This window comes from Ensifer adhaerens (genome assembly GCF_013283195.1).
In the GTDB taxonomy this organism is placed as follows: domain Bacteria; phylum Pseudomonadota; class Alphaproteobacteria; order Rhizobiales; family Rhizobiaceae; genus Ensifer; species Ensifer adhaerens_G.
The window spans coordinates 1,193,881-1,218,830 of sequence record NZ_JABEKT010000002.1 but is presented as its reverse complement, the minus strand read 5'-3'; the positions used below and the strand labels follow the sequence as shown (position 1 = coordinate 1,218,830).

Sequence of the window (24,950 nt, the reverse complement as noted above, 5' to 3'; positions counted from 1 at the left end):
AGATGATCGATTTTTACACCTGGATCACGCCGAACGGGCTGAAGGTCGCGATCGCCCTCGAAGAATTCGGCCTGGACTACCGCGCGCATGCTGTCGACATTACGAGCGGCGCGCAATTCTCACCAGATTATCTGGCGATCAATCCGGGCGGCAAGATACCGGCGATCATCGACCATGCGGCTGGCATCACTCTGTCGGAGTCCGGCGCCATCCTCTTCTATCTCGCAGAAAAGACCGGTCGCTTCCTTCCACCGAGCGGCGCTGCACGGCACCAAACGATCGAATGGTCGATGTGGCAGGCGGCCAGTTTTGCCCCGACGCTCGGCCACGCCCACAATTTCCTGACCTACAACCCCGGCATGGCGCCCTTTGCCGAAGAGATCTTCCGGAGGGACACGCAACGGCTATACGAAACGCTCGATGCCAGACTTGAGGGCCGCGAGTATCTGGTCGACGACTATTCGATCGCCGATATCGCGACCTGGCCCTGGGTCTCGCGCTTTCAACGCCACAAGATCGATCTCTCGGACTACCCGAACGTCCGGTCTTGGTATCTGCGGCTTGCGCTTCGCGCCGCCGTCAAGCGCGGCTATGAAGTGCCCCATGTCACCGGCGTCATCCCCCTGCCCTGATCGACCGCAGGGTCAGGGAGAAAACGTTTGAACGGGCACCTGCGGCGGCGACTCAGATTGCAGCGGCAGCCGCGAAAGCACGTTCAAGATCGGCCTTTAAGTCCCCAACGTCTTCGAGGCCGATGTGAAGCCGCAGCACCGGCCCTTCCGTAGGCGCGGTCAGGATACGCCGATCCGCGAGTTCGACGTGAAGCGCGAGGCTCGCAAACCCGCCCCAGGAATAGCCAAGCCCGAACAGTGACAAGCCATCGAGGAAAGCCTGGGCTCTCGCCTTGAACTCATCTGTCCGTGTGACTTTCAGCACGAAGGAAAAGACGCCGCTCGCGCCTTTGAAATCGCGCTTCCAGATGTCGTGGCCGGGAAAGCTCGCAAGTGCGGGGTAAAGGACGCTGGCGACATCGCCGCGTGTTTCCAGCCACTGCGCGACTTCAAGCGCACTCTTCTGGTGCCGTTCGAGACGCACGCCCATGGTGCGCAATCCGCGCAGCGCCTGGTAGGCGTCATCCGGTGCGCCACATAGTCCGAGTGCCCCGTTCATATGCCTGAGGCGCGGCCAATATTGCGCATTGGCGGATACCGTCCCCATCAAGATGTCCGAATTGCCCGTCGGATACTTGGTTGCCGCCTGGATCGAGACGTCGACGCCGAAGTCGAGCGGCCTGAAGAACAGCGGCGTCGCCCAGGCATTGTCCATCGTCACCACGGCCGAGATGCGGTGCGCGGCTGTGGTGATCGCGGGCACGTCCTGCATCTCGAATGTGTTGGAGCCAGGCGCCTCTAGGTGAACGAGCTTGGTGTTCGGCTTGAACAGGGTCTCGATCGCGGCCCCAATGGCGGGATCGTAGTATTCGACCTCGATGCCGAACCGCGCAAGCAACGTGTCGCAGAAATGGCGAACGTTGCCGTAGACGGAATCGACAATGAGCGCGTGGTCGCCCGGAGACAGCAACGCCAGGAACGCGAGCGTGACGGCAGCAAGCCCCGACGGCACCAGCAAGGTACCGGCGGCTCCTTCAAGCTCGTTGATGGCCTCGCAAAGAGCATCCGTCGTCGGCGTCCCGCGTGTGCCATAAGTGTATTTCTGGTCGTGGCTCTCCATCGCCTTGGCGTTCGGGAAGAGCACCGTTGAGGCACGCACCGTCGGCGGATTGATGAATCCGTGGTAGTCGAACGGATCGTATCCCGCCCGCTGCAGCTTGGTATTGATTGCGAACTTCTTTGAGATGTCGTCGCTGTCGTTCATGAAATCCTGCACTTCAATGCCGAGGGACTCGGCGTTCTGAGATGGCGTGCATGCAAAAAGCCGGCGCTGCCTCGCGCCGGCTCGGGATTGCATCGATCACCGCTTCACGAGCCGCTCTTCGGCAGGCCGGGTGGGTTGGTCTGCGCCTTCTCGATCGCTTCGGGACCCAGTTTCCAGGTCTCCAGGATCTTGCGATAATCACCGCTTGCGATCAGATCATTGATGACACCGGTCAACGGTTCGGCCAGGCCGCTGCCCTTGCGGGTCGTAACGGCAATTTCGGCCGAGATCGGCCAACCGCCACTGACGGTGCCCACAAGCTTGGTCTTGCCATTGATTGCGGCGGAATAGGCCTGCGTCGCGTTGACACTGAACACCACGTCCGCCCGCCCGGACTGAACGGCAAGATCCTTCACGGCATCATCGTCGTAATACTGCACCTCGATCGCCGACAGGCCGGCGGCAAGGTTTTGCCTGTCCCATTCGAGCAGGATCTTTTCCTGATTGGTTCCGGCATCGGTAATAACCTTCAGACCGGCGATGTCCTTCGGCGTCTTGATCGCCCGGATGCTGCTGTCGGCCTTGACGTAGAAGCCCAACTCATCCTTGCGATAGGTGGAAAAGTCGAACTTCTCCTTGCGCTCCTCCGTCACCGTGACGTTGGAAATGACTGCATCGAACTTGCCGGACACCAACCCAAGCGGCCAATCCGCCCAGGCGACGGAAACCAGCTGCAAATCGCGCCCGAGGCTGTCGGCGATCGCTTGCGCCAGATCGACGTCATAACCGATGACCGTCTTGCTGTCGGATGCATAGTCGTGCAGCGGAAGATGGCCGCTGGTGCTGATGCCGATTGTCAGTGCGCCGTCCTGGACAAATTTGAAGTCCGCAGGGACCTCTGCGATGCGCTTGTCGTTCTTTTCCACCCGCAACCTGTTTGCCTGCTCAGGGCTGAGATCGAAAGCGTCGGCCGCCAACGCCGCCGATGCACCAAATATCATGGCGGCCATCGCGCCGGCTGCCAGAAGTTTTCTATTATCGAGAATGCCCATTCTGCCCGTCCCTTCATCTCTCGGTTTCAAGCCAGGTGCTCAGCCCTGATCTGACACCGACTATTGTCTATTAAAATAGTAGACAAAAGAAATGATTGATCGTCATTCTGCCGGAGTGGGAAAAATCCGTTCGGGATGCGCCGAAGCGCTTTCGAAACCAATATCTCAAAAGGACTTGATATCGGATTGTACTTAATGCATTTTTTGTATTGTCACATGAGCACATTCCGCTAGCGGTCGATCAAACGCGGTTCTTCGTCAGAGGAGATCCCCAGACGCAGATCAGCGGAGACGACAAATCCCAAGCGGACCATCTCAACATCTCGTCGATATGCGTCGGCCCAGAAGAAATGACCTTGCGGGCGCAGCTTTGTTCCTCGTTCGAAGTGGCCTATAGCGGTCATTGCGCACGAGGACGAAGACCATGGCCAACGGCAACCGCTTCAGGACCTATATCGACCGATGGGCGCTGACGCCCGATGGGGATCCGATTGTCACGCATTCGAGCCGTCTCCTTCCGGTCCTTTGCGGCGGCGCGCCTGCCATGCTGAAGATTGCGACGGTGCCGGTGGAGAAATGGGGTGCTGGCCTCATGATATGGTGGGACGGGATCGGCGCTGCGCGCGTGCTCGCGCACGATGACGATGCCATCCTGCTTGAGCGCGCGGTCGGGGGCCGCTCGCTGGCGGAAATGGCAGCGAATGGCGCAGATGACGAAGCGAGCCATATCATCTGCAACGCCGTTGCGGCCCTTCACAAACCACGCAAGGCACCAGAGCCTTGCCTTATCCCGCTCGCTGAGCGCTTTCAGGCGCTCACAACGGCGCCAGAGGGTGAGCTGCTGGAGCGGTCCGCCAAGGCTGCGCGCCTCCTTCTTTCCGACCCCCGCGATGTCGTCCCCCTTCACGGCGACATTCACCACGGCAACATTCTCGATTTCGCGGATCGCGGTTGGCTCGCTATCGATCCGAAACGGTTGAAGGGTGAACGTGGGTTCGACTACGCCAATCTCTTCTGCAATCCAGACCATGCAATCGCCACGGCTCCCGGCCGTCTGGCAAGGCAGGTGGCGGTAGTCGCTCAGGCCGCACAACTGGAGCGCACACGCCTGCTGCAATGGATACTCGCCTGGGCTGGCCTTTCAGCGGCATGGCACATCGAGGACGGCGAGGTGCAGCATATCGTGCCGACCCTGCAAATCGCGGAGATCGCCGCAGCCGAAATCGACAAAGGCTGAAGCCGCTCGCCGATCCGTTGGGAATAAGGTCATTCCCGGCCCGCGCCCTCTCACGGCCGACACGCGAACCACCGCATTCCTCAGCTGATTGTGCTCTTCGCGACAATTGAACCAAACGCAAGGCGTTCATGTTCATTCTTTTCACCGCCCTATCGAAAGCGGGTGAACAGCGCACGACAAGCCGCATACGGAGGTCACGTGCGCTACCAGCAATTTCTATCGGGTTTGGCGCATCTTGGACATCGAATTCTGAGCCATCTCGGCAACGCCCGGTTGACAGCCCCACGGCCTTGTCGCAGAAATTCTGAAAATGATTTTCAGAATCGCTCGCGCGGCACCCGGGTCGCCGGGGCAAGGACAAACGGGCAAATTGGCGGCACGATACCGCGAGGAGCAATGCGCATGACCAGTCAACGGCTCATCATGCTGATCTTCTTCCTGCAGCCGATCGCTTTCGGCTCCTGGCTGCCGCGCATTCCCGACATTCAACAGAAGCTCGGCCTCGGACCGGCGGAACTGGCAATCGCACTGCTGGGCATGCCCGCCGGCATCCTGCTCACCCTGCCGTTGGCTGGCCGGTTCGTTGCTCGGATCGGCGGCCGCGCCACCATTCTCTACGGATTTGTGGTGTTCCTGGGCCTGGTGTGGCTGCCGACATGGGCGCCAAGCATCGAGATTCTTTTCGTAACGCTCGCCGCCGTCGGGGTAGCGCTGGCGACATTGGAACTGGGCCTCAACGTCGAAGCCGACGCAATCGAGAAGCGATCCGGCCAGTTGATCATGAGCACCTGCCATGGCTTCTGGAGCCTCGGCATCATGGCGGGTAGCCTGGTCGGCATCGGTTTGGCGGCGATTGGTATATCGCCTGAATGGGCGGTGTTCATGACAGCGGCGGTGATGTTGCCCATCAGCCTGCTGGCAGCCAGGACACTGCCCGATCTTCACGCCACGGAAAAGCCCGATGCGCCCATCGTTGGCGCAAGACGCCGCGGTCCAAGCCGCGCCTTGCTCGGCATCTGCTTCTTCGTCTTCGGCATCACAATGACGGAAGGTGCGGTGGCGGACTGGTCGGCGGTCTACCTCCGCGACGTTTTCGGACTAACCGGTGCTGGCGCCGGCTTCGGCTATTCGATCTTCGCGTTTATGGTTGCTGCAGGACGCTTTGGTGGCGACCGCCTCAAGGCCAGCTATGGACCGATTGCAGTGGCCCGCGCCTGCGGCGTTGCGAGCATCGCAGGGCTGGCCCTCGTCGCGGTGAGCCCTGCGGCCTGGGTGGCTCTCGTCGGCTTCGCGGCCATGGGCTTCGGCGTCTCGGTCGGCTTCCCGCTTGCGGTCACGGCCGCCGCCGACCAGAACGACCGGCCGGCGGCAGCCAGTGTCGCCATCCTGTCTTTCGTGGCGCTTCTCGGTTTTCTGATTGGACCGCCAATGATCGGGCTGGTCGCGGAACACAGCGACATGCGCCTGGGCCTCGGTATGCTCATTCCATTCCTCGCCGTGAGCCTGGTGTTGACCGACAGGCTGAAACCAGCGCCGAACGCAGTTCCCTCGCCGGCGTCGACCTGACGGCGCAAACACCTGTGGAAGCCGCTCAATGGGCTGCCTTCGAACTGCCAGCTTGCCCGCGCGGCGCAGCCTGTTGTGCAGAACACGCCGCCGAAACTCGTCACGACAAGAAATGATGAGAGCAAAGGTTGCTGTGGCGGGAGGGCCCTCCTTTACGATTGTTGCGCGGCGATTTGCTCCGGCGAAATGCACGATCGAGCGACGGGCCCCATTTCGAAACCAAAAATCGTCAAGAATGGTTACCCTTCAAGCCGTCAACCATTGGGGAGGAAAACCAATGCAAAACGTGCTGAACCTGCGCCGTGAAGTCACCGGCGCGACCACCCTCGATGTCACCGACATTACCGCCGAAGCGGCAGCCTTGCCCGGCTTCGACGGTCACGAACAGGTCTGGCTGGGTCGCGACACCGAGCGTGGCCTCGAGGCAATCGTCGCTGTTCACACGACGGTCCTCGGCCCGGCATTGGGAGGGACGCGCATTTGGCCGCATGTGACTTTCACGGCCGGCGTTACCGACGCCCTGCGCCTTTCACGCGGCATGAGCTTCAAATCGGCCATTGCCGGTCTGGCGCTTGGCGGCGGCAAGGCAGTCATCATCGCCGACCCGAAAAGGGATAAGTCGCCAGCGATGCTCGAAGCCTACGCAGAGATGCTGAACGCACTCGTGGGCCAATATATCACGGCAGAAGACGTCGGCATGACGCTTGCGGACGCGGATTTTCTCGCTGAGCGCACGCCGAATGTCAGCGGAACGACCCGCGGCGGCAGCGGCAATCCATCGCCCTTTACGGCATTGGGCACCTTCCTCGGCCTCAAGGCTGCGCTGCGTCATCGCACCGGCAGCGATGATCTGAAGGGTATCCGCGTCGCGATACAGGGACTGGGTTCGGTCGGTTGGGGGCTCGCCAAAAGGCTTCACGCCGAAGGCGCCAAGCTGATTGTCTCCGATCTCGACCCGGCACGCACCGAACGCGCTGCCGAAGAACTCGGTGCGACAGTCGTCGAGGGCCAGGAGATCATTGCTGCGGATGTCGAGGTATTCGCGCCCTGTGCGCTTGGTGGCGTCTTGTCCGCCGCCACGATCCCGCTGCTGCAAGCCAAGATGGTCGCCGGAGCCGCCAACAATCAGCTTGCCACGGTCACCGACGGCGAACGTCTGCGGGAAAGAGACATCCTCTATGCGCCTGACTACGTGATCAACGCCGGCGGCGTCATCAATGTCGCTGCGGAAATCGGAAGCGGCCGCTACAGCCTCGACGACGTGATGGCCCGCGTCAGCCAGATCCCCTCGACATTGACGCGCATCTTCGAGCGGGCCGCGCAAGAAGGCCGCACGACCGACGATGTGGCCGAAACCATGGCCCGGGAGATCATCGAGGCAGCTCGACGGTAGACCAGACCCGAGGTTCGCCGTCCGCTTAGGTGTTATATCGGGCGTTTTCGAAACGCACGAACGCACCGAGAAGACGGATCGGCGACCTCATCGACAGAGGTAAAGGGGTCCGCTGTTCGTTTTTCAGCGTGGCCCCGATCCTCGGCCCGTCAGCAGCCATGAGAGGCTGACGCTCAACACGCCGGCGATCATCGCCAGGCGATTGGCGCGTGGAGCGGCCCGATCATTTTCCCAATCGAACCATGTTTTCGTTTCCACGCCAACGATCTTGGCAGCGCTTTGCGCCGAGACATTCAGCGCGTCGCGCGCGAGTGACATGCGGCCGCCGATCGTATCGTCCTGTAGGCAGGCCATGTTTTCCCAATTGTTGAAGTTCATCGGTATCCCTTTCCATTCTGGTGCCAGTGGTGCGCCCGGCGCCCTTTTGCAGACGCCGGGCTGATCTTCAGCGGACGGTTGCCTTAGTTTCCGAGCCAGACCTTCACCTGATCGGGATGATCTGCGATGTATTTATCGACCGCGGCATCGTACGAGGTCTGCTGCGCCTCGAACATCGCGGCTTCCAGGTCACCGATCGGCAGTTTCATACGGGAAAGGAAAGCTGCGACATCCGGGTTCTCCTGCTTGAACCCCTGGCGCGCCAGCACATCGACATGCTCGGCCTCACCAAGCGAACCCTTCGGATCGGCGATGTAGCGAAGCTCGTACTTGCCGAACATCCAATGGGGACTCCACGACGTTGCAACGAACCATTTCTCGGTCCTGACGGCGCGGTCGACCGAGGTCAGCATGCCGGCCTCGCTGGAGATCTGGAGGTTGTAGCCCTCGAGCCCGTAGTCCTTGAGCGCCTTTTCAGAAAGGCGCGTCAGGCCTGCTCCGGGATCGATGCCCTGGACCGTCGAGCCGAGCTTCTGCTTGATTTCGGGCTTCTGCAGATCCTCGATCGAGTTAAGCTCGCTTTCGGGAATATAGGCCGGGACGACCCAGCCGAGCTTGGCGCCGTGATAGACGGTGCCCAGCGTCTCGACCTTGTCTTTCACCTTGCCGTGATAATCGGCATGGGTCTGCGGCAGCCAGGCCATCATCATCGCATCGAGATCGCCGCGGCTCACGCCTTGATAGAGGGGCGCCACGTCGGTCTGAACGAGTTCGACTTCCCGCCCCAATTTGTCCTTGATGATCTTTGCTGCGAGCTTGGTGACGAATTCCGCATCGGACCATGCGGCCCAGCCGATTTTCACGGGCTTTGCCTCCTCGGCGAAACTGGCACCGACCGGGCCGGCAACAAACATGCCTGCAAGGCCGATGGTTGCGATTGTCTTGAACATATCAATCCTTCCTATGCATTTCGGATGAGGACGGGCACGACCCGTCGCGGAGGGCACCGCACTCAAACCGTCTTTGCCTCGGGTTCGCGCACGGCGAGTTTCACAAACGGCAGTCGCCAGATGGCCCTCTTCTTTCCAAGGCTCTGGGTAAGGCGGTCGAGAATGACCGCGAGGATGACCACGGCCAGACCGCCTTCGAAGCCGGTGCCGACATCGAGCCGCTGAATACCCGTCAGCACAGTGTTGCCGAGGCCGCCAGCACCGATCATCGAGGCGATGACCACCATGGAGAGAGACAGCATGATCGTCTGATTGATGCCCGCCATGATCGATGGCATGGCATTGGGGAGCTGGACCTTGAGGAGAAGCTGGGTTGGCGTACAGCCAAAGGCATTGCCGGCCTCGACGAATTCCACGTCCACCTGCCGAATGCCGAGATTGGTGAGGCGCACGACCGGCGGCATCGAAAAGATGACGGTCGCAATTGTGCCGGGAACCGCGCCAAGCCCGAAAAACATTGCCGCCGGGATGAGGTAGACGAAGGCCGGCATTGTCTGCATGAGATCGAGTGTCGGCCGGATGACTGCCGCGACGGAATCGCGACGGGCCATCGCGACGCCGAGCGGCAGGCCGACGATCATCGCAATGACCGTCGAAGCAATGACCAGAGACAATGTCTCCATCATCGCTGCCCACAGTCCCATCTGTCCAACCAGCGCGAGAGACAGGCCCGCAAAAACCGCGAAGCTGAACGAGACGCGCCACAGGGCGAGAAGGGCGAAGATCGCGATGCCGACCGACATTGGAATTGAAAGGAGGCCGCTCTGCAAACCGCCCGTGAGGAACCCGATCGACGCGGCAGTGAGATCGAGCGCGGGTGAAAAATTGTCGAGGATGTAATTGACGGCCGAATCGATGCCGTCTCCGATGTCGAAGCTCATGGATTTATCCGATTGGCTGGGAGTTTCAGTTGGCGCGGTCGAGCGTCTCGAGCAGGACCGACTTGCTGATGGCGCCGATATAGCGGTGCTGGTCGTCAACAACGGGAACCGGCCACGCGCTCGCCGCCACTTGGCCAAGAACACCAGAGAGTTGCTCGCTGGCGAGGATGGGCGCCGCGTCTGCAAGGAACGCCTTGCGATACGGGTCCTCAGCCTTTGAACGGATCTTCTCCATCAACGACGCCTGGCTGACCATGCCATGGTATTTCATGTCGCGGCCGACAATGATCGCAAATTCCCGGTCGCGGCTCTTCATCTGCTCCAATGCGGCAGCAGCGGAAACACCCTGGCGCTCTATGATCGTAATCTGATTCCTTCGGGCCACGTCGCCGGCCTTGAAAACCTGGGAGACGTCGACGTTGCGGAAGAACGACCGGATGTAGTCGTTGGCCGGACTGCCGACGATTTCGTCCGGCGTGCCGACCTGAACGACGTTTCCATTCTGCATGATGCAGATACGGTCGCCGATGCGCATCGCCTCGTCGAGATCGTGGCTGACGAAGACGATCGTGCGGCTTCGTTCGGATTGCAGCCGAACAAGCTCGTCCTGCATTTCCGTGCGGATAAGCGGATCAAGTGCAGAAAATGCCTCATCCATCAGCAGGATCGACGGCTCACCTGCCAACGCCCGGGCAAGGCCGACGCGCTGCTTCATGCCGCCTGAGAGCTCGTCCGGGCGGCTTTCACTATAGCCCTCGAGGCCGACCGCTTTCAGCGCCGCCATGGCCTTGGCTTTGCGCTCGACTTCCCCAACGCCCGCCACTTCCAAGCCGAAGGCGGCATTGTTTACAACATTGCGATTTGGGAGAAGCGCGAAGGACTGGAACACCATGCTGATGTCCCGGCGGCGAAGTTCGATCAGGGCCTTGCGCGACATCGTCGTGATGTCCTGGCCGTCGATCTCGATCGATCCGGACGTCGGCTCAATCAATCTGTTGAGCAAGCGCAGAAGCGTGGATTTTCCGGAGCCGGACAGGCCCATGATCACAAAGATCTCGCCGGTCTTGATATCGAAACTGGCGTTGGTAACCCCAATGGAGCAACCGGTTTCTCTGTGAATGTCTGCCTTGCCCTTGCCGGAGCGAAGAAGCTTCAGGCCATCTTCGGGATAGTCTCCGAAAATCTTGTAGACGTTCTTCAACCGGATCTTTGGCGACCTCTCGGAAGAGCCATTCTCATGTTCAGTCGTAAAAGCCATAAAAACTTGCCGCCTGCTCAATAGCTGACGCACTCTCCTTGTTTGTGATCTTCAACATTCCTCAAGCAAAGACCACTTGAGGAAACGATTTCCATAGACATGGACCCCGATGATCGGGTCATGATCAAGTCAATCCTCGGCAATCGTCAGATGAGCATCATTATAACGATACGTTCTGAGTTGGTTGGCGCGGAGAAACTGCGTTTCTACAATGGCTGATGACGGCCGAGGCGCGAAGGATTGCCTTTATTACGACGCATAGTTCCGGATGTCCATTGAAAATTCTACTCTTTTGGCAATCTTGATGCGCCACGGCAACTCAACGACGTACTTTGGACAGCCGAACACCCTGCAAAACAACGCTCGTGCGGACTCTGGCTGGCGTCCGCCGGCTGGCGCTTTCGGGGCTATGGACGACGTCGATGCGGCAAGGCTGACGGTCATCCCACGACCTCATTGCGATAGACGCCCCATAAATCCACTTGTCTGACACACCCGACGAGACTATGTCGCCTGACCGTAACTGCGCACCAGGCTCCGTCGCAGTGATCAAGCCTGACGAGCACACCACCCTGCAGGCGGGCTCGTTCGGATGCTGTCGCTGCAGGTGCGGTTCGCAACGCTGCGTCAGCTTTCACCCAGTTGCCGACGGTGGCCGTTCTTTGGCCGGAGAGCAATGCCGCAGACATCCAGCCGGTTGCTCCGTCCGCGTCGCGCACCATTCGCCAATTACCGGACTCCTCCACAACCTCGAGCGGCAGGCCCGGTATGACGTAGAGCCAGATGATCGGATAGTCCGTGGACGGCCCGACCCGAAGTCTGGCAGCACCACTCTTCAGGGAGACGAAACGGGGGATTGCAAGGCCGGTGACACGCCCAACGCTCCTTGCATCGGCGACCGGTGCCGCAAGGTTTTTCCGGTTCCCTTCGCAGTTCTCGAACGCAAGCCACGACAGCAGCGCGCAGGACATCTGGACGATCAGCGAGGTCATCAGGTGCTCAGCTCATCGTTCGCAGCGCGCGGCACCCTTGAGCGCTGCCGTCATGCCTTTCAGCGAGAACGAGTAGCTCGTTTCCGTGCCGCGCCGCGAGCGTGCATTCAACGTCATCGTCGCCCCCGCCTTCATCGCCGCAACGAGTTCGGCGTCGCGGCCCTCCCGCCGCGTCCATGCGGCCCTGCCTTGCGGCGCCAAGGTGAAAGCCTTGTCACCGACTGTGGCGGTCAGGTTCGAACCGGGTTCAAGGTCGTAGCCCATGATCGCTTGCGGCACGTATCCACTGCTCGGACGCGGCGACGGCGCGACAAGGAAGAAGTTGTCGCCATGGTCGACGTGATCGGGATTCATCGTCGTTGGGATCGAAAGTATGTAGCAGGTGTCGCGGCCGTCGTTCTTATACGAATACACGCCCCAGGCGCCGAAAGAGTTGAGCTTCACCGGCTGCGCCTGCGCAACGGCGCAGCTGGTCAATAGGATCGCGCAGGCAGCAATAACACTGGATTTCATCTTGTTTCCTTAGCATGGAGGGGGCAGGTGGCGCGTCTCGACCGCGCACAAGATGCGCCATTCGCGGTTGCAATCGTTGCCAAAGCATTAACGAAAAGCACCCGCAAAAATGCACCACTACCAACGACCGAGACCGAAGCCCAGCGTGCGCCTGATCTGGCCGGCGAATGAGGCGCGGATAAATATATCGTGAGCCGATTGTGTTCGCCTGATGGGTCGACACCCGGCCATTTGGCAGCGAACATGAACGGGAGATGAACGGATATTTGACCTACGCCCGGAGTAACCGCCCATGTTCGGCTTGACATTCGCATCGCACACCCTGTCGCAACGCTATGATATTGCCGGTTTAATGGCGGTGACGACTGCTATTGCCTATTGTGACAACCTGACGGAAACCGATATTTCCGTGACGCATGAACGCGGCGTGATCTACCTAGACGGCGTTGTGTCCTCCATCGCCGTGCGGGAGGAGGCTCAGAAAGTCGCCAACGAAGTGACCGGCTCACCAATCCGAAACCGGCTCCGAGTGGCCAGTTGACCGATCGCCCTAAGACAAACGAGAGCTTCGGAATTGCCAGCCTCACCTCTTTGTCAGGCGCTTTGCGCTGACATCGAAACAGGCGCACGTTTCTATCTGAGCGCGAAATGAGCGGACAGACGTGGCCGTTGAACCCAACGGGTTAACGCGATGGAAAGTCGATACTGCTAGCACTGCTGGGTTGAATTAGGAGACCCGAAATGCTGCCAGCAACATGGAAGCCGATTGAAGCCGGTGGCCTGATCCGGCTCGGATCTTCGCGTGACGGAGGCTATGTCGTTCCCAAGCGCGCGGTGCTTGCCTCCAAGACCCTGATCAGCATGGGATTGAACGACGATTGGCAATTCGAGAAGGCGTTTCGCCGGCTTGCGGATGCAGATGTCGTTTGTTTCGACCACTCTGTCACCTGGAAGTTCTGGCTCCGGTACTATGTCGAACAGGTCTTGCGCCTTCGTTGGGGCAGGTTGGGGCGCTACCTGGATTATCGCTTGTTCTTCAGTCGGCCGGGCGTGGAGCACCGGCAGATCAGGATCGGCTATGATCAGCCGGGGGAAGTTAACGTCCCGAGCCTGTTGAAGGAATTTTCCGGCAGCAACATCTTCCTGAAAATCGATATCGAGGGATCCGAATACAGAATCCTCGACGACATAGCGATGAATTCGAGCCGCTTTACCTGCGTCGTAATCGAATTTCATGATGTCGACCTCCATCGAGATCGGATCCTTCGGTTTGTCGAGGGAATGACGAATTTTTCAATCGTCTTTCTTCATCCCAACAATTTTGCCGGCACTGATGACCAAGGCGACCCACTGGTTCTGGAAATGTGCCTCGTCCGGGGCGACCTGCTCGACCCCGCGGTGCCTGGCGAACCAAGGCCCGAACTGCCGGCAAATACGTCAAGCCGCGCTGATATTGAGCTGCGATTCGCTCCAGCGGACACAAGTCAGCCGCCCGAATTTCGTCGCGACAGGGCGGTTGGGGCCGAATGACCTCGGCGCGGAAATGATCCGCGTCAACAGCATTGCGCCGGCAGTGACCCGCACGTACTCGCTGGGATCAGCATTGAGCGATGCCAGTGAAGAAGAGAATCTGACGCACACGCCCATCCGGCGGCAAGCTGGATTGAGGAAGAGCGAAGTGGATCCAGCGCTAGCCCGCCGGCGGTGACCAGGGGCCAGTGGCCCCTGCCCGCCGGCGTTGCCGCGCTCTGCTTACTGTTGAGCCGGCGCCCCGGTTTGAAGTTTTTCCTGGATTTTCTTGGCAACAGCCGGGTCGTCCTGTGCGGCCGACAGTATTGAGGAATACTCCTCAACTGAAATAGCGGAAGAAGATTCCACAGCCTCGACCATCTCCTTGCTCGCTTCTGCCTCAAGCTTTTCCTTAGCTGCGGCGTCCGTCGTTGCGTCGATTTTTGCAGAGTATTCCTGCCTCACCTTGTCGACCTGGAGGTAGGCCACGGCAAAAGCCTCGATCTTCTGGTCGCTGATGGCGGCGTTTGCGCCCGTGTTGTCAGCTTGACCCTGGCTCGGCTGTGTCGTTTGCGACTGGGCAGTTTCAAGCGCGAAGGCCGGGCCGAAGGCCGCAACACTGAAGACAGCAGCGGTCAGCGATGCAACGAGTGTGTGACGAATGTTCATGTCTATTCCTTTGTGACGTGTTCTGCGGCGATCTAGCGCCGTGCTCAATTGCTCCTTCAGACGGAATGCATGTGGAACGTCACGGACAATGAAACCCTCGAAAGGGACCGTTGCGGCAGCGATAGGGTAATTTTCTGACCATTGAGCGGCGGCTTTGTGGCTCCCACCGAGGCCCGCCGCCGACCTCGGCGAACGAGGCCCGGCGATGATGGGACATGTAAAACTGCAGCTTCAGCCGCGGCGCAGCTGGTCCGATTTTCGACCGAGAAATTTGATCCGCCCGCGCGACGGTCGCATGATTACCACCCGAACCGAGACCCGGTTTGGCGCCTAATGGGCGGTATAGGCTCCGTCGACCAGGTGGTAGCTACCGGAGATAAAGCTGGCCTGTTCGGACAGCAGAAAACAGACGAGCGCGGCAACTTCGTCCGGTGTGCCCCGTCGGCCCATCGGCTGAAGCGCTTCCAAACGTCGGTTGCTCGTCAGATCGGATCGTTCGGATACCAAAGGCGTTTCGATCCAGCCGGGGCCGACGGCGTTGATGCGGATGCCTCGTCTCGCATATTCGATTGCGGCGACCTTGGTCAGTCCGACAATTCCGTGTTTTGCGGCGGTATACGCCGATGCCATCGGCAAGCCGACCGAACCGAGGATGGATGACATGTTGACGATCGCGCCACCACCCTGCCCGAGCATCGCGGCAATCTGGTACTTCATGCAGTAGAACACGCCATTCAAGTTGACGTTCATCAGCCTCTGCCAATCGTCGATCGCATAATCCGCCGTCACTTTTCGCACGCCGTCGACACCTGCATTGTTGACCGCCAGATGCAGGCCTCCGCATGTCTTGACAACGGACGCGACCAATTCCTCCACCGCCGCAGCGTCGGCGACGTCGACCTCAAAGGGATAGGCTGTGCCGCCGGACGAACAGATTTCTGCAGCCACTTCACGCGCGGCATCGGCATTGACATCTGCCACAGCTACCGTTGCCCCTTCCTCGCCGAGTTGGCGAGAAATGGCTGCACCTATTCCGGAGCCCCCTCCGGTTACAAGTGCGACTTTCGTGGCGAAGCCAAGCTTCATTGTATGCATCCTCGTTCCCGACTCTAATCGACCAGAGACAGACACAAGCTGCAAGAAGTTTCGTTGGATGTCATGGGTTTTGTCAGGCCGCCCTGCGACCCTCCAAGTCCAATCGCCCTGATCCATCCGTATTACGGGGCGTTCTCCACCACGGAACCAAGCATAGCATCTTGGCCGAAGGCCACTTGAGTGTTAAAGACGAAGCAGTGCTCACCGATTTACTAGTAGGTGGATATGGACAGTCGCGGCGTTACCCGCCGAGCGATTCTGCTCGGCAGCTTGGCATTAACGGCATCTGGGTGCACATCAACGGCGGAGCAATATGGCGGGACGATCCTTTCTGCCTTCGGCGGCGGGCCGTCGTATCGATATCGACGAAAAAGTGTCGGTTATGACGGAAACGAACCCCCTGGCACAATCGTCGTCAACACATCCGAGCGTTATCTCTACCTCGTCGAGGGCGGCGGTCGGGCCATTCGCTACGGCATTGCCGTCGGAGAAGATGGGCGTACGCTCAAGGGACCGGCCTCGATCGGCCGCAAGGCCGAGTGGCCGTCTTGGAGACCGACAGAAAGCATGATGGAGCGCAAACCGCGCTTGCGACAATACGCCGGCGGCGTCAGCGGTGGGCCGCATAATCCACTTGGAGCAGCTGCCCTGTATCTCTACCGGGGCGGGCAGGATTCCATGTTCAGACTGCACGGAACAAATGAACCCTGGACGATTGGTCAGGCAGTATCGAGCGGCTGCGTCCGGTTGACGAACGAAGATATCGTCGATCTGTACAACCGCACTCCGGTCGGAACGAAGGTTCTCGTGATTTGAACACGCATTTATGTCGGACGATGCAAAATGTGTTCTTTTTGCACTAGGCGTAAGCGTAGAACGCCCTATTAATATAAGCGTTGCCTTCGATAAACCGATTCCATTCTAAGGAGAGGATGTCTTGATGAGCAGAAACCTAATCGTAATCGTTACCTTGCTTTCCGTCGTGGGCCTTAGCGGCTGCGATACTATTGGCAAAGGCAAAGGCAAGTCGCCGCCGCCGGTAGCCGCCGAACCGGCACCTGTCTACAAGTAACTTGAACTTCGGATGGGTGGGAAGGACGAACGTCCTTCCCACATCATTCTAGCCGGCGGATCAGCTTTGACGTTGCCGGCCAGTAGAAATGTGCTCATCGGAGTTCAGGAGATAGCGCATAGTGATGCCGCTTTTGAGAGGCCGACTAATGCTGATGGCAGGGCTCGCATTTGCGATAGCTGGCTGCCAGTCAGAAGATCAGAAGCCACAACCGCGTTTCGTCTCAAGTAGCAGCAACGCACCGGCGGTGACCGCAGGTGCGGTCCGCGAAAGCGGTTACTTCATCGAATTTCGATCCCGCTACGCCCTCAGTTACGGCCACACTTACGTCGTTTTCGGACGAACGAACAAGGCTGGCGGAATGATCAACCCGGAAGTGGCCGGACTTGCACCGGCAACCGCCAGCGCGACACCCTATGTCATCGGACATTTTCTGCCCGTACCCGCCGAAACCGGAGCGAGCGACGGTGACCTCGAGGAGGAATACAGGTCGGCAAGCTGGCGCGTCATGCTGACGGAGGCCGAGTACAACAAAACGGTCGCCTTTATCAGGCAGCTCAAGGCCAAATCGAAATTCTGGCAGGCGTCGGTTTACAACTGCAATGCATTCGTCGCGGACATTGCCCGTTCGATGGGATATAAGACGCCCGGTATCTGGCTAAGGCCACAGGAATTCGTTACCAAACTTAGGCAGATGAATGCAGGCTAAAGGCGATCAATCCAGAGCTTTGCGTCCAATCAGTTGTAGATCGCAGAAGGGCTTCGGTGATTTGAAGTGATCGTATCGATGGCCACCCTGGGCAAGATCGTGTGGGTGATCGGCATCATCGCATGGTACTTTATTCGCGTACCATTCGAACGCCGCGCAAAACGCGTTAACGTCGTCAGCAACCGCCGCTCGCCCGTCGACATGTTTGGGCTCGCATCAGGACTGATCGGCCTCGCAATCGTTCCCGCCATGTATGTCGCCACCGGCTTTCCACAGGCAACCGACCGTTCCGCCAGTGCGTGGTCCGTGGTCGTCGGGACGGTCGTTTTCTTCTCCGCCCTTTGGGTCTTTCGCAGGACTCATAAGGAACTCGGCCGCAACTGGTCCATCACGTTGGAGATCCGCGACAAGCACGAATTGATCTCCGGTGGCCCCTACGCATTCGTTCGCCACCCGATGTATACGTCCTTCATGTTGATGGGTGTCGGCCAGGCCTTGTTGTTGCCCAACTGGGTGGCAGGGCTGGCGGGACTGCTCGGGTTCGCCGTACTTTTCTTTCTGAGGGTCGACAAGGAGGAGCGTATGATGCTGGAGATTTTCGGTATTCAGTACCGTGACTACATGCAGCGGACCAAGCGCATCGTCCCCTACCTTTACTAAAGGCGATATCATGCGAGGCCGAGCCATCAAGCTTTCGGTGCCAAGGCGCCTTGTCTGCGACCTGATGCGGTTTTCGATCGGGATTCCGCGCGTTACCGTGCAGCGGCAGATGAACCTCGACCCGCTGCAAAAGGCCAGATTGTCGCAGTCAAACAAGCCGTCCTGGACCGTCCTGTTCCTGAAGGGATATGCGCTTCTATGCCGGGAGACACCGGAGCTCCGGCGTGCCTACGTAAAGCTTCCCTGGCCCCAGCTCTACGAATATCCGGAAAGCGTTGCCTCCATCGCCCATGAGCGCGAGTACGAGGGGGAGCGGGTGGTCCTGCTGAGCAAGATCAAATGTCCGGAACGCCGGGCCATCCCTGAACTTGCCGCATCGATCGACGACGCGCGGTCGCGACCGGTGACAGAAATTAAGGAATTCCGACGGGCCCTGAAAATCGCGCGCGCACCGGGACCAATCCGCTGGCTGCTCATGTGGCTTGGGCTCAATATTGGGTCACGGCGGGCGCATTATTTCGGCACGTTCCAGCTATCGGTCTATTCCGGTCTCGGGGCAGAATCACTCAATCCGCTGACGCCCCTCACGACCCTATTCAACTACGGTCGCATCGCGCAGGACGGCACAGTGACAGTGCGCATCCACTACGACCACCGGGTCATGGACGGCGCCAATGTGGCTCGCGCGCTCGAGCGCTTCGAAGCGATCCTCAACGGTGAGGTCGCTGACGAGGTGTCGAGCCAAGAGCACGGCGCAGCGGTTCCTGCGGCGGCACTCTGATGGAAGACCACATGAAGGCACTGGATGAAACCCGTCTGGCAATCGTGGTCGTTGGAGCCTCACGCGGTATTGGCAGGGCGATTGCCAAAGTCGCTGCGCGCGACGGGGCCCCGATCGTTCTGGTCGCACGCTCCCTTGACGATCTGGCGGCAGCGGCGAGCGAAATTCGCGAGGCCGGAGGCGAAGCCTTCACCCTCGAACTCGATCTCTTCTCGGCCGATGCTTCCGTGCGCCTGGCGGGCTTCCTGAGCGCAAACAAACTGTCATGCGATGTGCTCGTCAACAGCGCCGGCTACGGTTTGCGCGGGGGCGCAACGACACTCCCCATCCCCGAGCAGCTGGGGATCATTGACCTCAACATACGTGCCCTCACCGACTTGTCGCTTCATTTCCTGCCGGCAATGGTGGCGCGCGGCCGTGGCGGTGTGCTTAACCTTGGATCCATTGCCGGTTTCATGCCCGGACCGGGCATGGCGCTCTATTACGCCAGCAAGAGTTACGTGCGGTCATTCTCCTTCGCTCTTCACCAGGAGTTGCGCCGCACCGGCGTCACGGTGACATGCGTTGCTCCCGGACCGGTTGCGACAGAATTCCTCCGTCGCTCCGGCGCGGATCGCGTAACGCTTTTCAAGGTGTTGCCAAGGGTCGATGCGGATTACGTTGCCGAGCGGGCCTGGCGCGGTTTCAAGGCGGGGCGACGCCTGATCATCCCCGGCATCTCCGCCAAGCTGGCTGCCTTTGCAGCCGCGTGGCTGCCATCGGCAATCATGCTGCCCCTGATCGGTCGATTGCAGCGACGCAGCAGCGACCTTTGTCCTTGCGGTTCCGGTATCAAGTTCAAAGATTGCTGTGGGAGCCGTTCGCGCAGCGCCGAATTGCGACAAAGCACCGGAAGCCGCTGAAATGATTGGCAACGCCGACACTTAAAAAAATTCTGCGCGACACTTGAAGTGCGGCCCGCGCGCTCCCACCTAGCGAACAACCCGCTGGTCCGGGCCCCTCTGGCGAGAGCTTCCGGCGCTCTTGCGATGTCGGACCTTATCCGACATTTGCGCCGGCGGAGCTTTATTCCGTGGATACTTCCTTTCTGTTTATCGAATGGCTGAGCAAGCCAATCTGGATGTGGCTCAGCTTCATCACGCTGGTCATCGCCATCCTCTCCTTTGATCTTGGTGTCCTGCATAAGGAAAACAAGGAAATCGAAGTCGGCGAGAGCATCAAGCTCTCGGCTCTCTACATTTCGCTCGGCCTCGCCTTCGGCGGCTGGGTCTGGTGGTATCTGGGCGCAGATGCCGGCCTTGCCTACATGACCGGCTTCGTCGTCGAAAAGACGCTGGCACTCGACAACGTCTTCGTCATCGCCCTGATCTTCTCATTCTTTGCCGTACCCCGGCTCTATCAGCACCGGGTGCTTTTCTGGGGCATCCTCGGCGTCATCGTCCTGCGCGCCATCATGATCGGTGTGGGCGCGACGCTTGTCGCTGAATTCTCGTGGCTGCTCTATATCTTCGCTGCTTTCCTTGTCGTGACCGGCCTGAAGATGCTGTTCATGAAGGAGGCCGACCCGGACATTTCTAACAATGCGCTGGTGCGTTTCATGCGCAACCGCTTCAACGTGACGGAAGGCCACCATGGCGAGCACTTCTTCGTCAAGCAGGCCGACCCGAAGACCGGCAAGCTGGTCTGGTTCATCACGCCCCTGTTCATGGCGCTGGTGCTGATCGAAGTCGCTGACGTGATCTTCGCCGTCGACTCGGTGCCTGCGATCTTCGCTATCACCACCGACCCGTTCCTCGTCTACACCTCGAACATCTTCGCTATCCTCGGCCTGCGTGCGCTCTATTTCGCACTGGCTGCGATGATCCACCGCTTCCGATACCTGAAACCGGCGCTTGCTGTGGTCCTGATCTTCATCGGCTCGAAGGTCTTTGTTGCCGATCTCATTGGCCTTGAGAAATTCCCGGCCGCCCTGTCGCTCGGCATCACCTTCGCCATCATCGCGAGCGGCGTGATCTGGAGCCTGGTCAAGACCCGCGGGGAGCCCGTTCCCGCCGAGTAATCTTCGGGCGCGCTACGCCAGAAGGCTGCCCGCAAGGGCAGCCGATGCCTTCCACTGACAATCAACGAACCGTGGGTGCTCGAAAGCGCGCCCTCGGCTTCGCGTTTATGGGTGTTATGCCTCGTCACCCGGTGAGGCAACCAACGCACGGATCTTCGTCGCCTTCTCGAAATGGTCGAGCTTATGGGTCCTGATCCACCATTCGGCCGCCTCCATCAGAAGCTCCGGGTCATCGTTCCTGTTTGCAAAGAACGGATAGAACGAGACACCGACGCCAGGTCCCTTTTGCGCGATCTTCCGATCGCAGATCTCTATGATTTTCCGTTTCAAGGCAGCTCTCACGTCCAGCTCCGATCGGTTTTCTGATAGCCTCACGCCCGGCCTCGCCTTCGGCCAGGCTCGATGGGCGAGGCTCTCCCCCGCAAGGGATTAGCCACACCCTGCTGGACGGTACAATCCTTGACAGACCAAGCGGCTGACTATTGCTCGGCTGCTTTGATTGCGGAAACGCTGTCGGCGTGATTTCCCCTGCCCCACGTGCCGATCTTGACGTCGATGCTTAACGTGTATATACACGCATTATGGCACATTGTTATTGCATCCTCCTGCGCAAGGCTTCCAGGCGAGTAACGTCGCTCTATGACGAAGCGCTCGCGCCCATTGGCGTCAATCTGGCGCAGTTCAGCCTGCTCCGAAATATCCAGCGGGCGGAGCCCATTTCGCTGACGGATCTGGGACACCGGACAGAGCTCGACCGTTCGACGGTCAGTCGAAACGTCAAGGTTCTGGAAAAGATGGAGCTGGTCGCGATGACGAACGGTCAGGATCAACGCGAATCGGCTGTCCAACTGTCCGACAAGGGGCGGCAGGTGCTTACAGACGGCGCCCCACTCTGGGACGGCGTTCAGACGGAAATAGAGGCCAAGCTCGGCAATGAAGCTTCCGCGCAACTGACGGCCTTGCTGCAGGCTCTCTGACACAATCAACACAATCGATCCACGGAAGGAAATGGCCGATGTTCGGACCGGTGCTTGCGCGCTATCTCGCCAGACGCGAAATCCATTATGGCTGGGCTGTTGCGGTCGTCACGTTCCTTGTCATGCTGGCGACCGCCGGCGCGATGGGGTCCGCCGGCGTCCTGATCAAGCCGCTTGAAACCGAATTCGGCTGGTCGAATGCCGAGATCTCGTTTGCGCTTGCCATCCGCCTCGTTCTTTTCGGCCTGCTCGGGCCGTTCGCAGCCGCTTTCATGAACCACTTCGGCGTGAGAAAGGTCGTCTCCTCGGCGCTCATTCTGATCGTCAGCGGCATAGTCGCATCGTTCTTCATGACTGAGTTGTGGCAGATGGTCGCCCTTTGGGGTGTGGTTCTGGGCGTCGGCACGGGCATGACCGCCCTGGTGCTCGGCGCCACCATTGCCACCTGCTGGTTCGACAAGCGGCGTGGCCTCGTCATCGGCCTGATGACCGCCAGCAATGCCACGGGGCAATTGGTATTCCTGCCGCTGCTTGCCTCTCTCACCGAGGCGATTGGCTGGCGCACGGCGCTGACGGTCGTCATCGCGGTTCTCACCTTCGCCTTCATCCTTGTGCTGCTTTTCATGCAGGATCGGCCCGCGGACGTCGGTCTCGCACCCTACGGCGGCCGCGCAATTGTCCCCGCCCCGGCACAAAAGCAGAGTTTCGGAGCCCTGTTGCTTTCGCCGTTGAAGGCGCTGCGCGATGCCGCCCGGACCAACACCTTCTGGGTGCTGTTTGCCACCTTCTTCGTCTGCGGCTTCAGCACCAATGGCCTGATCCAGATGCATTGGGTGTCTATCTGCGGCGACGTCGGTATCGCCGCCGTCAGCGCGGCCGGTTTGCTGGCCCTGATCGGCGTCTTCGACCTCGTCGGCACGGTTTTCTCCGGCTGGCTTTCCGACCGTTACGACAATCGCTGGCTGCTCTTCTGGTTCTACGCTCTTCGCGGTCTGTCGCTGTTGTTTCTGCCGTTCAGCGGCTTCAATTTCTACACGCTCTCGATATTCGCGATCTTCTATGGCCTCGACTGGGTCGCAACCGTACCGCCAACGGTGAAACTTTCGGCGGAACGCTTCGGTGCAGAACGGGCGGCCCTGGTTTTCGGCTGGGTGTTTACCGGACACCAACTCGGCGCTGCGAGTGCCGCGTTCCTCGCGGGGGCCAGCCGCACTTCGCTTGAAACCTATACACCGGCGCTGATCGCTGCCGGAACGCTGTGCATCGTGGCCGCACTTCTGGTGCTGACCATTGCCAAGCGCGTACCGTCAACCCTGGTGCCGCAGGCGGCATAACGAGCTTGTCCTTGCCGGCCGCGGTTTCAAGCCGCGGCCGGCAATTGCCTATTGAACCGCCGTCGTCCCGTAGACGAGGTTCGGGAGCCAAAGCGAAATCTGCGGGAACATGCTGAGCAGCACGAGCAGCACCATCATCATGCCGAGATAGGGCAGCACCTCCCGCGCATAGGCCATCATCGGAACCTTCAGCACCATCGACGAAATGTACATCAGGCCACCGACCGGCGGCGTGATGCCGGCAATCGTCAGGTTGGTGATGAAGACGACACCGAAATGCACGCGGTCGATGCCGACGCCATCGATGATCGGGATCAGCATCGGCGTCAGGATGATCAGCGCCGCCGAGCCCTCGATCGCCGTGCCGATGACGATCAGCAGCAGGTTGATCAACAACAGCATCAGCAGCGGATTGTCCGTCGCAGCACCAAGCCAGCCGGACATCGCCTGCGGAACCTGCTCCCAGGCGAGATAGAACCCGAAGGCGGCCGCAGCACAGATCATGATCATGACCACAGCGGAATCGCGTACCGATTCGGCGAGCACTTCCGGGATCTGCCGGATGGTGAACTCGCGATAGCCGAAGACGGCAACGAACAGCACATAGACGACGACGACCGCACCGGCTTCCGTAGTGGTGAACAGGCCGTAGCGGGTACCGACGAAGATGACCACCGGGATGGACAGCGCCCAGAGGCCGTCGACCAGCGCCTTCATCGCTTCGGCGCGCGTGGCCCGCTCCTTGCGCAATGGCTTGTAACCACGCTTCTTGGCAATGAAGTAGGTGGTGATCATCAGACCGCCGGCAAGCACGAGGCCAGGCACGACGCCGGCGGCAAACAGCCGACCGATCGAGGTTTCGGCGAGGAAGCCATAGACGATCAGGCCGATCGACGGCGGGATCAGGCTGGTGATGATGGCGGCCGAAGAGGTGATGACCGCAGCGAAAGCACGGCTGTATCCCCTCTCCGACATCTCGACGCCGAGCGTTTTGGCCAGCATCGCCGCATCGGCATTGGCCGACGCCGTCAGGCCGCCAAGCAGCGTGCCGAGAACCGTGCACATCTGGGCAAGCGCCCCGGTCATGTGGCCGACAAGCACGTCGGCGAGATTGAGCAGCCGGCGGGTGATGCCCGAGGCGTTCATGATGCAGCCGGCGAGCACAAACAGCGGCAGAGCCAGCAGTGACACGGACTGGCTGCCTTCGGCCATTTCCTGGGCGAAATTGGCGAGCGGGATCATATCCATGTTGATGAGGAAGAAGGCCAATGCACCGATCGCCATCGCCCATGTGATCGGGGTCGACAACAGGAAGAGCACGACGACGAGCAGGGAAGGTCCTGCAAGATGAAAGAAGGTCATATCAGCGATTCCACGTTGCGGTGCACGCGGCCGGTCCACGGCCTCTCGACGATCAGGTGCTGGATGAACATGCCCGCGGATGCCAAGGCGAGCGGGCCATAGGAGAGGCTGCGCGACAGGTCGAGTGCAATGGTGTGAACCTGACGGGACGTCCAGGCCTGCCAGGCAAACAACGCCGCCATCACCAGGAAGAACACGGCAAGCAGCAGGTAGTTGAACCAGGCAATCGCCTTCTGCCAGGTGTCCGGCAAGGCCGTGACCAGCACGTCGATTGCCGCATGCGTGCCCAGGCGCACGCCGGCAACCGCGCCGAAGAAGACGAGATAGGCAAACGCCATGATCGCCAGCTCATAGGTCCAGGCGGCCGGCTGCGGGAAGATGTAGCGGCTGACGACGCCCCAGAGGATGGAGAAGACGATGACGATAAGGGCGACAACGCCGATCGCCTCGTCGGCGCGGCGAAGGCTGAGAAGAGGAACGGTCTCTTCCTGTGGATGTGAGGTTTCCATTGAGGCCTCGGTCATTTGAAGAGAGGGGTGCGGGTGGCGTCGCGCGCCACCCATTTTCG

29 protein-coding genes are annotated in these 24,950 nt (G+C 59.9%); 16 read left to right on the top strand and 13 right to left on the bottom strand.

Going from position 1 to position 24,950, the window contains the following annotated elements; genetic code table 11:
* Positions 1-2: 2 nt before the first annotated feature.
* Positions 3-632: a glutathione S-transferase family protein gene (locus LPJGGPFB_RS22000; protein ID WP_173422020.1), complete on the top strand. Its 630-nt coding sequence runs from the start codon at positions 3-5 to the stop codon at positions 630-632.
* Positions 633-684: 52 nt separating this feature from the next.
* Here LPJGGPFB_RS22000 and LPJGGPFB_RS21995 read toward each other — a convergent pair whose 3' ends face one another.
* Both LPJGGPFB_RS21995 and LPJGGPFB_RS21990 read right to left on the bottom strand, forming a co-directional pair.
* Complete coding sequence (locus LPJGGPFB_RS21995; protein WP_173422019.1) at positions 685-1,875, bottom strand: cystathionine beta-lyase; 1,191 nt, start codon at positions 1,873-1,875, stop codon at positions 685-687.
* A gap of 104 nt (positions 1,876-1,979) precedes the next feature.
* Entirely contained in the window at positions 1,980-2,927 is a 948-nt protein-coding gene (locus LPJGGPFB_RS21990; protein WP_173422018.1) for an ABC transporter substrate-binding protein, read from the bottom strand.
* Between the two features lie 424 nt (positions 2,928-3,351).
* Between LPJGGPFB_RS21990 and LPJGGPFB_RS21985 the strand changes: the two genes are divergently transcribed.
* The 3 genes from LPJGGPFB_RS21985 (at position 3,352) to LPJGGPFB_RS21975 (ending at position 7,123) form a co-directional block, all read left to right on the top strand.
* Complete coding sequence (locus LPJGGPFB_RS21985; protein WP_173422017.1) at positions 3,352-4,164, top strand: aminoglycoside phosphotransferase family protein; 813 nt, start codon at positions 3,352-3,354, stop codon at positions 4,162-4,164.
* Between the two features lie 402 nt (positions 4,165-4,566).
* The gene (locus tag LPJGGPFB_RS21980; protein ID WP_173422016.1) at positions 4,567-5,730 is read left to right on the top strand and encodes an MFS transporter; all 1,164 of its coding nucleotides are present in this window, start codon (positions 4,567-4,569) and stop codon (positions 5,728-5,730) included.
* 277 nt (positions 5,731-6,007) lie between these two features.
* Entirely contained in the window at positions 6,008-7,123 is a 1,116-nt protein-coding gene (locus tag LPJGGPFB_RS21975; RefSeq protein ID WP_173422015.1) for a Glu/Leu/Phe/Val family dehydrogenase, read from the top strand.
* Between the two features lie 123 nt (positions 7,124-7,246).
* On the opposite strand, the gene LPJGGPFB_RS21970 is transcribed toward LPJGGPFB_RS21975, so the two are convergent.
* The 6 genes from LPJGGPFB_RS21970 to LPJGGPFB_RS21945 form a co-directional block, all read right to left on the bottom strand.
* Positions 7,247-7,501 (bottom strand): transcriptional regulator, encoded by a 255-nt coding sequence (locus LPJGGPFB_RS21970; RefSeq protein WP_234902955.1) that lies wholly within the window; start codon positions 7,499-7,501, stop codon positions 7,247-7,249.
* 83 nt (positions 7,502-7,584) lie between these two features.
* A complete protein-coding gene (locus tag LPJGGPFB_RS21965) occupies positions 7,585-8,451 on the bottom strand; it encodes a glycine betaine ABC transporter substrate-binding protein (RefSeq protein ID WP_173422014.1) in 867 nt (288 codons plus the stop codon).
* Between the two features lie 62 nt (positions 8,452-8,513).
* A complete protein-coding gene (locus LPJGGPFB_RS21960; protein ID WP_173422013.1) occupies positions 8,514-9,392 on the bottom strand; it encodes an ABC transporter permease in 879 nt (292 codons plus the stop codon).
* 25 nt (positions 9,393-9,417) lie between these two features.
* Positions 9,418-10,650 (bottom strand): glycine betaine/L-proline ABC transporter ATP-binding protein ProV, encoded by a 1,233-nt coding sequence (gene proV / locus LPJGGPFB_RS21955; protein WP_173422012.1) that lies wholly within the window; start codon positions 10,648-10,650, stop codon positions 9,418-9,420.
* A gap of 440 nt (positions 10,651-11,090) precedes the next feature.
* Positions 11,091-11,642, bottom strand: a complete 552-nt coding sequence (locus tag LPJGGPFB_RS21950) for an SH3 domain-containing protein (protein WP_234902954.1) — start codon at positions 11,640-11,642, stop codon at positions 11,091-11,093.
* A 12-nt stretch (positions 11,643-11,654) separates the two neighbouring features.
* Positions 11,655-12,155 (bottom strand): invasion associated locus B family protein, encoded by a 501-nt coding sequence (locus LPJGGPFB_RS21945; protein ID WP_173422011.1) that lies wholly within the window; start codon positions 12,153-12,155, stop codon positions 11,655-11,657.
* 27 nt (positions 12,156-12,182) lie between these two features.
* Between LPJGGPFB_RS21945 and LPJGGPFB_RS21940 the strand changes: the two genes are divergently transcribed.
* The 3 genes from LPJGGPFB_RS21940 (at position 12,183) to LPJGGPFB_RS21930 (ending at position 13,685) form a co-directional block, all read left to right on the top strand.
* Positions 12,183-12,326: a hypothetical protein gene (locus LPJGGPFB_RS21940; protein ID WP_173422010.1), complete on the top strand. Its 144-nt coding sequence runs from the start codon at positions 12,183-12,185 to the stop codon at positions 12,324-12,326.
* Between the two features lie 121 nt (positions 12,327-12,447).
* Complete coding sequence (locus tag LPJGGPFB_RS21935) at positions 12,448-12,696, top strand: BON domain-containing protein (RefSeq protein ID WP_173422009.1); 249 nt, start codon at positions 12,448-12,450, stop codon at positions 12,694-12,696.
* 200 nt (positions 12,697-12,896) lie between these two features.
* The gene (locus tag LPJGGPFB_RS21930) at positions 12,897-13,685 is read left to right on the top strand and encodes an FkbM family methyltransferase (RefSeq protein WP_173422008.1); all 789 of its coding nucleotides are present in this window, start codon (positions 12,897-12,899) and stop codon (positions 13,683-13,685) included.
* A 222-nt stretch (positions 13,686-13,907) separates the two neighbouring features.
* On the opposite strand, the gene LPJGGPFB_RS21925 is transcribed toward LPJGGPFB_RS21930, so the two are convergent.
* Entirely contained in the window at positions 13,908-14,333 is a 426-nt protein-coding gene (locus LPJGGPFB_RS21925) for a DUF4168 domain-containing protein (protein WP_173422007.1), read from the bottom strand.
* A gap of 330 nt (positions 14,334-14,663) precedes the next feature.
* On the bottom strand, positions 14,664-15,419 hold the full coding sequence (locus LPJGGPFB_RS21920; protein WP_173422278.1) for an SDR family NAD(P)-dependent oxidoreductase: 756 nt from the start codon (positions 15,417-15,419) through the stop codon (positions 14,664-14,666).
* 234 nt (positions 15,420-15,653) lie between these two features.
* On the opposite strand from LPJGGPFB_RS21920, the gene LPJGGPFB_RS21915 reads away from it, so the two are divergent.
* The 7 genes from LPJGGPFB_RS21915 (at position 15,654) to LPJGGPFB_RS21885 (ending at position 20,709) form a co-directional block, all read left to right on the top strand.
* Positions 15,654-16,244, top strand: a complete 591-nt coding sequence (locus tag LPJGGPFB_RS21915) for a L,D-transpeptidase (RefSeq protein ID WP_173422006.1) — start codon at positions 15,654-15,656, stop codon at positions 16,242-16,244.
* A gap of 124 nt (positions 16,245-16,368) precedes the next feature.
* Positions 16,369-16,500 (top strand): ABC transporter, encoded by a 132-nt coding sequence (locus LPJGGPFB_RS21910; protein WP_173422005.1) that lies wholly within the window; start codon positions 16,369-16,371, stop codon positions 16,498-16,500.
* A gap of 124 nt (positions 16,501-16,624) precedes the next feature.
* Positions 16,625-17,209: a hypothetical protein gene (locus LPJGGPFB_RS21905; protein WP_173422277.1), complete on the top strand. Its 585-nt coding sequence runs from the start codon at positions 16,625-16,627 to the stop codon at positions 17,207-17,209.
* A gap of 78 nt (positions 17,210-17,287) precedes the next feature.
* Positions 17,288-17,869, top strand: a complete 582-nt coding sequence (locus LPJGGPFB_RS21900) for a protein-S-isoprenylcysteine O-methyltransferase (protein ID WP_173422276.1) — start codon at positions 17,288-17,290, stop codon at positions 17,867-17,869.
* 10 nt (positions 17,870-17,879) lie between these two features.
* Positions 17,880-18,650 (top strand): hypothetical protein, encoded by a 771-nt coding sequence (locus tag LPJGGPFB_RS21895; protein ID WP_173422004.1) that lies wholly within the window; start codon positions 17,880-17,882, stop codon positions 18,648-18,650.
* 11 nt (positions 18,651-18,661) lie between these two features.
* Complete coding sequence (locus LPJGGPFB_RS21890; protein WP_173422003.1) at positions 18,662-19,552, top strand: SDR family NAD(P)-dependent oxidoreductase; 891 nt, start codon at positions 18,662-18,664, stop codon at positions 19,550-19,552.
* Between the two features lie 170 nt (positions 19,553-19,722).
* On the top strand, positions 19,723-20,709 hold the full coding sequence (locus LPJGGPFB_RS21885) for a TerC/Alx family metal homeostasis membrane protein (RefSeq protein WP_173422002.1): 987 nt from the start codon (positions 19,723-19,725) through the stop codon (positions 20,707-20,709).
* Positions 20,710-20,823: 114 nt separating this feature from the next.
* Here the strand turns inward: LPJGGPFB_RS21885 and LPJGGPFB_RS21880 are convergent, their stop codons facing one another.
* On the bottom strand, positions 20,824-21,051 hold the full coding sequence (locus LPJGGPFB_RS21880; RefSeq protein WP_173422001.1) for a DUF6500 family protein: 228 nt from the start codon (positions 21,049-21,051) through the stop codon (positions 20,824-20,826).
* A 239-nt stretch (positions 21,052-21,290) separates the two neighbouring features.
* On the opposite strand from LPJGGPFB_RS21880, the gene LPJGGPFB_RS21875 reads away from it, so the two are divergent.
* Both LPJGGPFB_RS21875 and LPJGGPFB_RS21870 read left to right on the top strand, forming a co-directional pair.
* On the top strand, positions 21,291-21,686 hold the full coding sequence (locus tag LPJGGPFB_RS21875; RefSeq protein ID WP_173422000.1) for a MarR family winged helix-turn-helix transcriptional regulator: 396 nt from the start codon (positions 21,291-21,293) through the stop codon (positions 21,684-21,686).
* Positions 21,687-21,724: 38 nt separating this feature from the next.
* Complete coding sequence (locus LPJGGPFB_RS21870; RefSeq protein ID WP_173421999.1) at positions 21,725-23,020, top strand: MFS transporter; 1,296 nt, start codon at positions 21,725-21,727, stop codon at positions 23,018-23,020.
* A gap of 48 nt (positions 23,021-23,068) precedes the next feature.
* Here the strand turns inward: LPJGGPFB_RS21870 and LPJGGPFB_RS21865 are convergent, their stop codons facing one another.
* Entirely contained in the window at positions 23,069-24,382 is a 1,314-nt protein-coding gene (locus LPJGGPFB_RS21865) for a TRAP transporter large permease (protein ID WP_173421998.1), read from the bottom strand.
* A complete protein-coding gene (locus LPJGGPFB_RS21860) occupies positions 24,379-24,891 on the bottom strand; it encodes a TRAP transporter small permease (protein ID WP_173421997.1) in 513 nt (170 codons plus the stop codon). The genes LPJGGPFB_RS21865 and LPJGGPFB_RS21860 overlap by 4 nt, the downstream gene beginning before the upstream one ends.
* Positions 24,892-24,950: the final 59 nt, after the last annotated feature.

Excerpts from the sequence above, each read along its gene's own strand:
- LPJGGPFB_RS21860 (WP_173421997.1), bottom strand. The coding sequence starts at position 24,891 with ATGGAAACCTCACATCCACAGGAAGAGACCGTTCCTCTTCTCAGCCTT.
- LPJGGPFB_RS21925 (WP_173422007.1), bottom strand. The coding sequence starts at position 14,333 with ATGAACATTCGTCACACACTCGTTGCATCGCTGACCGCTGCTGTCTTC.
- LPJGGPFB_RS21980 (WP_173422016.1), top strand. The coding sequence starts at position 4,567 with ATGACCAGTCAACGGCTCATCATGCTGATCTTCTTCCTGCAGCCGATC.
- LPJGGPFB_RS21935 (WP_173422009.1), top strand. The coding sequence starts at position 12,448 with ATGTTCGGCTTGACATTCGCATCGCACACCCTGTCGCAACGCTATGAT.
- LPJGGPFB_RS21975 (WP_173422015.1), top strand. The coding sequence starts at position 6,008 with ATGCAAAACGTGCTGAACCTGCGCCGTGAAGTCACCGGCGCGACCACC.
- LPJGGPFB_RS21905 (WP_173422277.1), top strand. The coding sequence starts at position 16,625 with ATGCCGCTTTTGAGAGGCCGACTAATGCTGATGGCAGGGCTCGCATTT.
- LPJGGPFB_RS21865 (WP_173421998.1), bottom strand. The coding sequence starts at position 24,382 with ATGACCTTCTTTCATCTTGCAGGACCTTCCCTGCTCGTCGTCGTGCTC.
- LPJGGPFB_RS21890 (WP_173422003.1), top strand. The coding sequence starts at position 18,662 with ATGAAGGCACTGGATGAAACCCGTCTGGCAATCGTGGTCGTTGGAGCC.
- LPJGGPFB_RS21945 (WP_173422011.1), bottom strand. The coding sequence starts at position 12,155 with ATGAAATCCAGTGTTATTGCTGCCTGCGCGATCCTATTGACCAGCTGC.
- LPJGGPFB_RS21965 (WP_173422014.1), bottom strand. The coding sequence starts at position 8,451 with ATGTTCAAGACAATCGCAACCATCGGCCTTGCAGGCATGTTTGTTGCC.
- LPJGGPFB_RS21970 (WP_234902955.1), bottom strand. The coding sequence starts at position 7,501 with ATGAACTTCAACAATTGGGAAAACATGGCCTGCCTACAGGACGATACG.
- LPJGGPFB_RS21870 (WP_173421999.1), top strand. The coding sequence starts at position 21,725 with ATGTTCGGACCGGTGCTTGCGCGCTATCTCGCCAGACGCGAAATCCAT.
- LPJGGPFB_RS21985 (WP_173422017.1), top strand. The coding sequence starts at position 3,352 with ATGGCCAACGGCAACCGCTTCAGGACCTATATCGACCGATGGGCGCTG.
- LPJGGPFB_RS21950 (WP_234902954.1), bottom strand. The coding sequence starts at position 11,642 with ATGACCTCGCTGATCGTCCAGATGTCCTGCGCGCTGCTGTCGTGGCTT.
- LPJGGPFB_RS21910 (WP_173422005.1), top strand. The coding sequence starts at position 16,369 with ATGAGCAGAAACCTAATCGTAATCGTTACCTTGCTTTCCGTCGTGGGC.
- LPJGGPFB_RS22000 (WP_173422020.1), top strand. The coding sequence starts at position 3 with ATGATCGATTTTTACACCTGGATCACGCCGAACGGGCTGAAGGTCGCG.
- proV (WP_173422012.1), bottom strand. The coding sequence starts at position 10,650 with ATGGCTTTTACGACTGAACATGAGAATGGCTCTTCCGAGAGGTCGCCA.
- LPJGGPFB_RS21930 (WP_173422008.1), top strand. The coding sequence starts at position 12,897 with ATGCTGCCAGCAACATGGAAGCCGATTGAAGCCGGTGGCCTGATCCGG.
- LPJGGPFB_RS21990 (WP_173422018.1), bottom strand. The coding sequence starts at position 2,927 with ATGGGCATTCTCGATAATAGAAAACTTCTGGCAGCCGGCGCGATGGCC.
- LPJGGPFB_RS21920 (WP_173422278.1), bottom strand. The coding sequence starts at position 15,419 with ATGAAGCTTGGCTTCGCCACGAAAGTCGCACTTGTAACCGGAGGGGGC.
- LPJGGPFB_RS21875 (WP_173422000.1), top strand. The coding sequence starts at position 21,291 with ATGGCACATTGTTATTGCATCCTCCTGCGCAAGGCTTCCAGGCGAGTA.
- LPJGGPFB_RS21960 (WP_173422013.1), bottom strand. The coding sequence starts at position 9,392 with ATGAGCTTCGACATCGGAGACGGCATCGATTCGGCCGTCAATTACATC.
- LPJGGPFB_RS21915 (WP_173422006.1), top strand. The coding sequence starts at position 15,654 with ATGGACAGTCGCGGCGTTACCCGCCGAGCGATTCTGCTCGGCAGCTTG.
- LPJGGPFB_RS21895 (WP_173422004.1), top strand. The coding sequence starts at position 17,880 with ATGCGAGGCCGAGCCATCAAGCTTTCGGTGCCAAGGCGCCTTGTCTGC.
- LPJGGPFB_RS21900 (WP_173422276.1), top strand. The coding sequence starts at position 17,288 with ATGGCCACCCTGGGCAAGATCGTGTGGGTGATCGGCATCATCGCATGG.
- LPJGGPFB_RS21995 (WP_173422019.1), bottom strand. The coding sequence starts at position 1,875 with ATGAACGACAGCGACGACATCTCAAAGAAGTTCGCAATCAATACCAAG.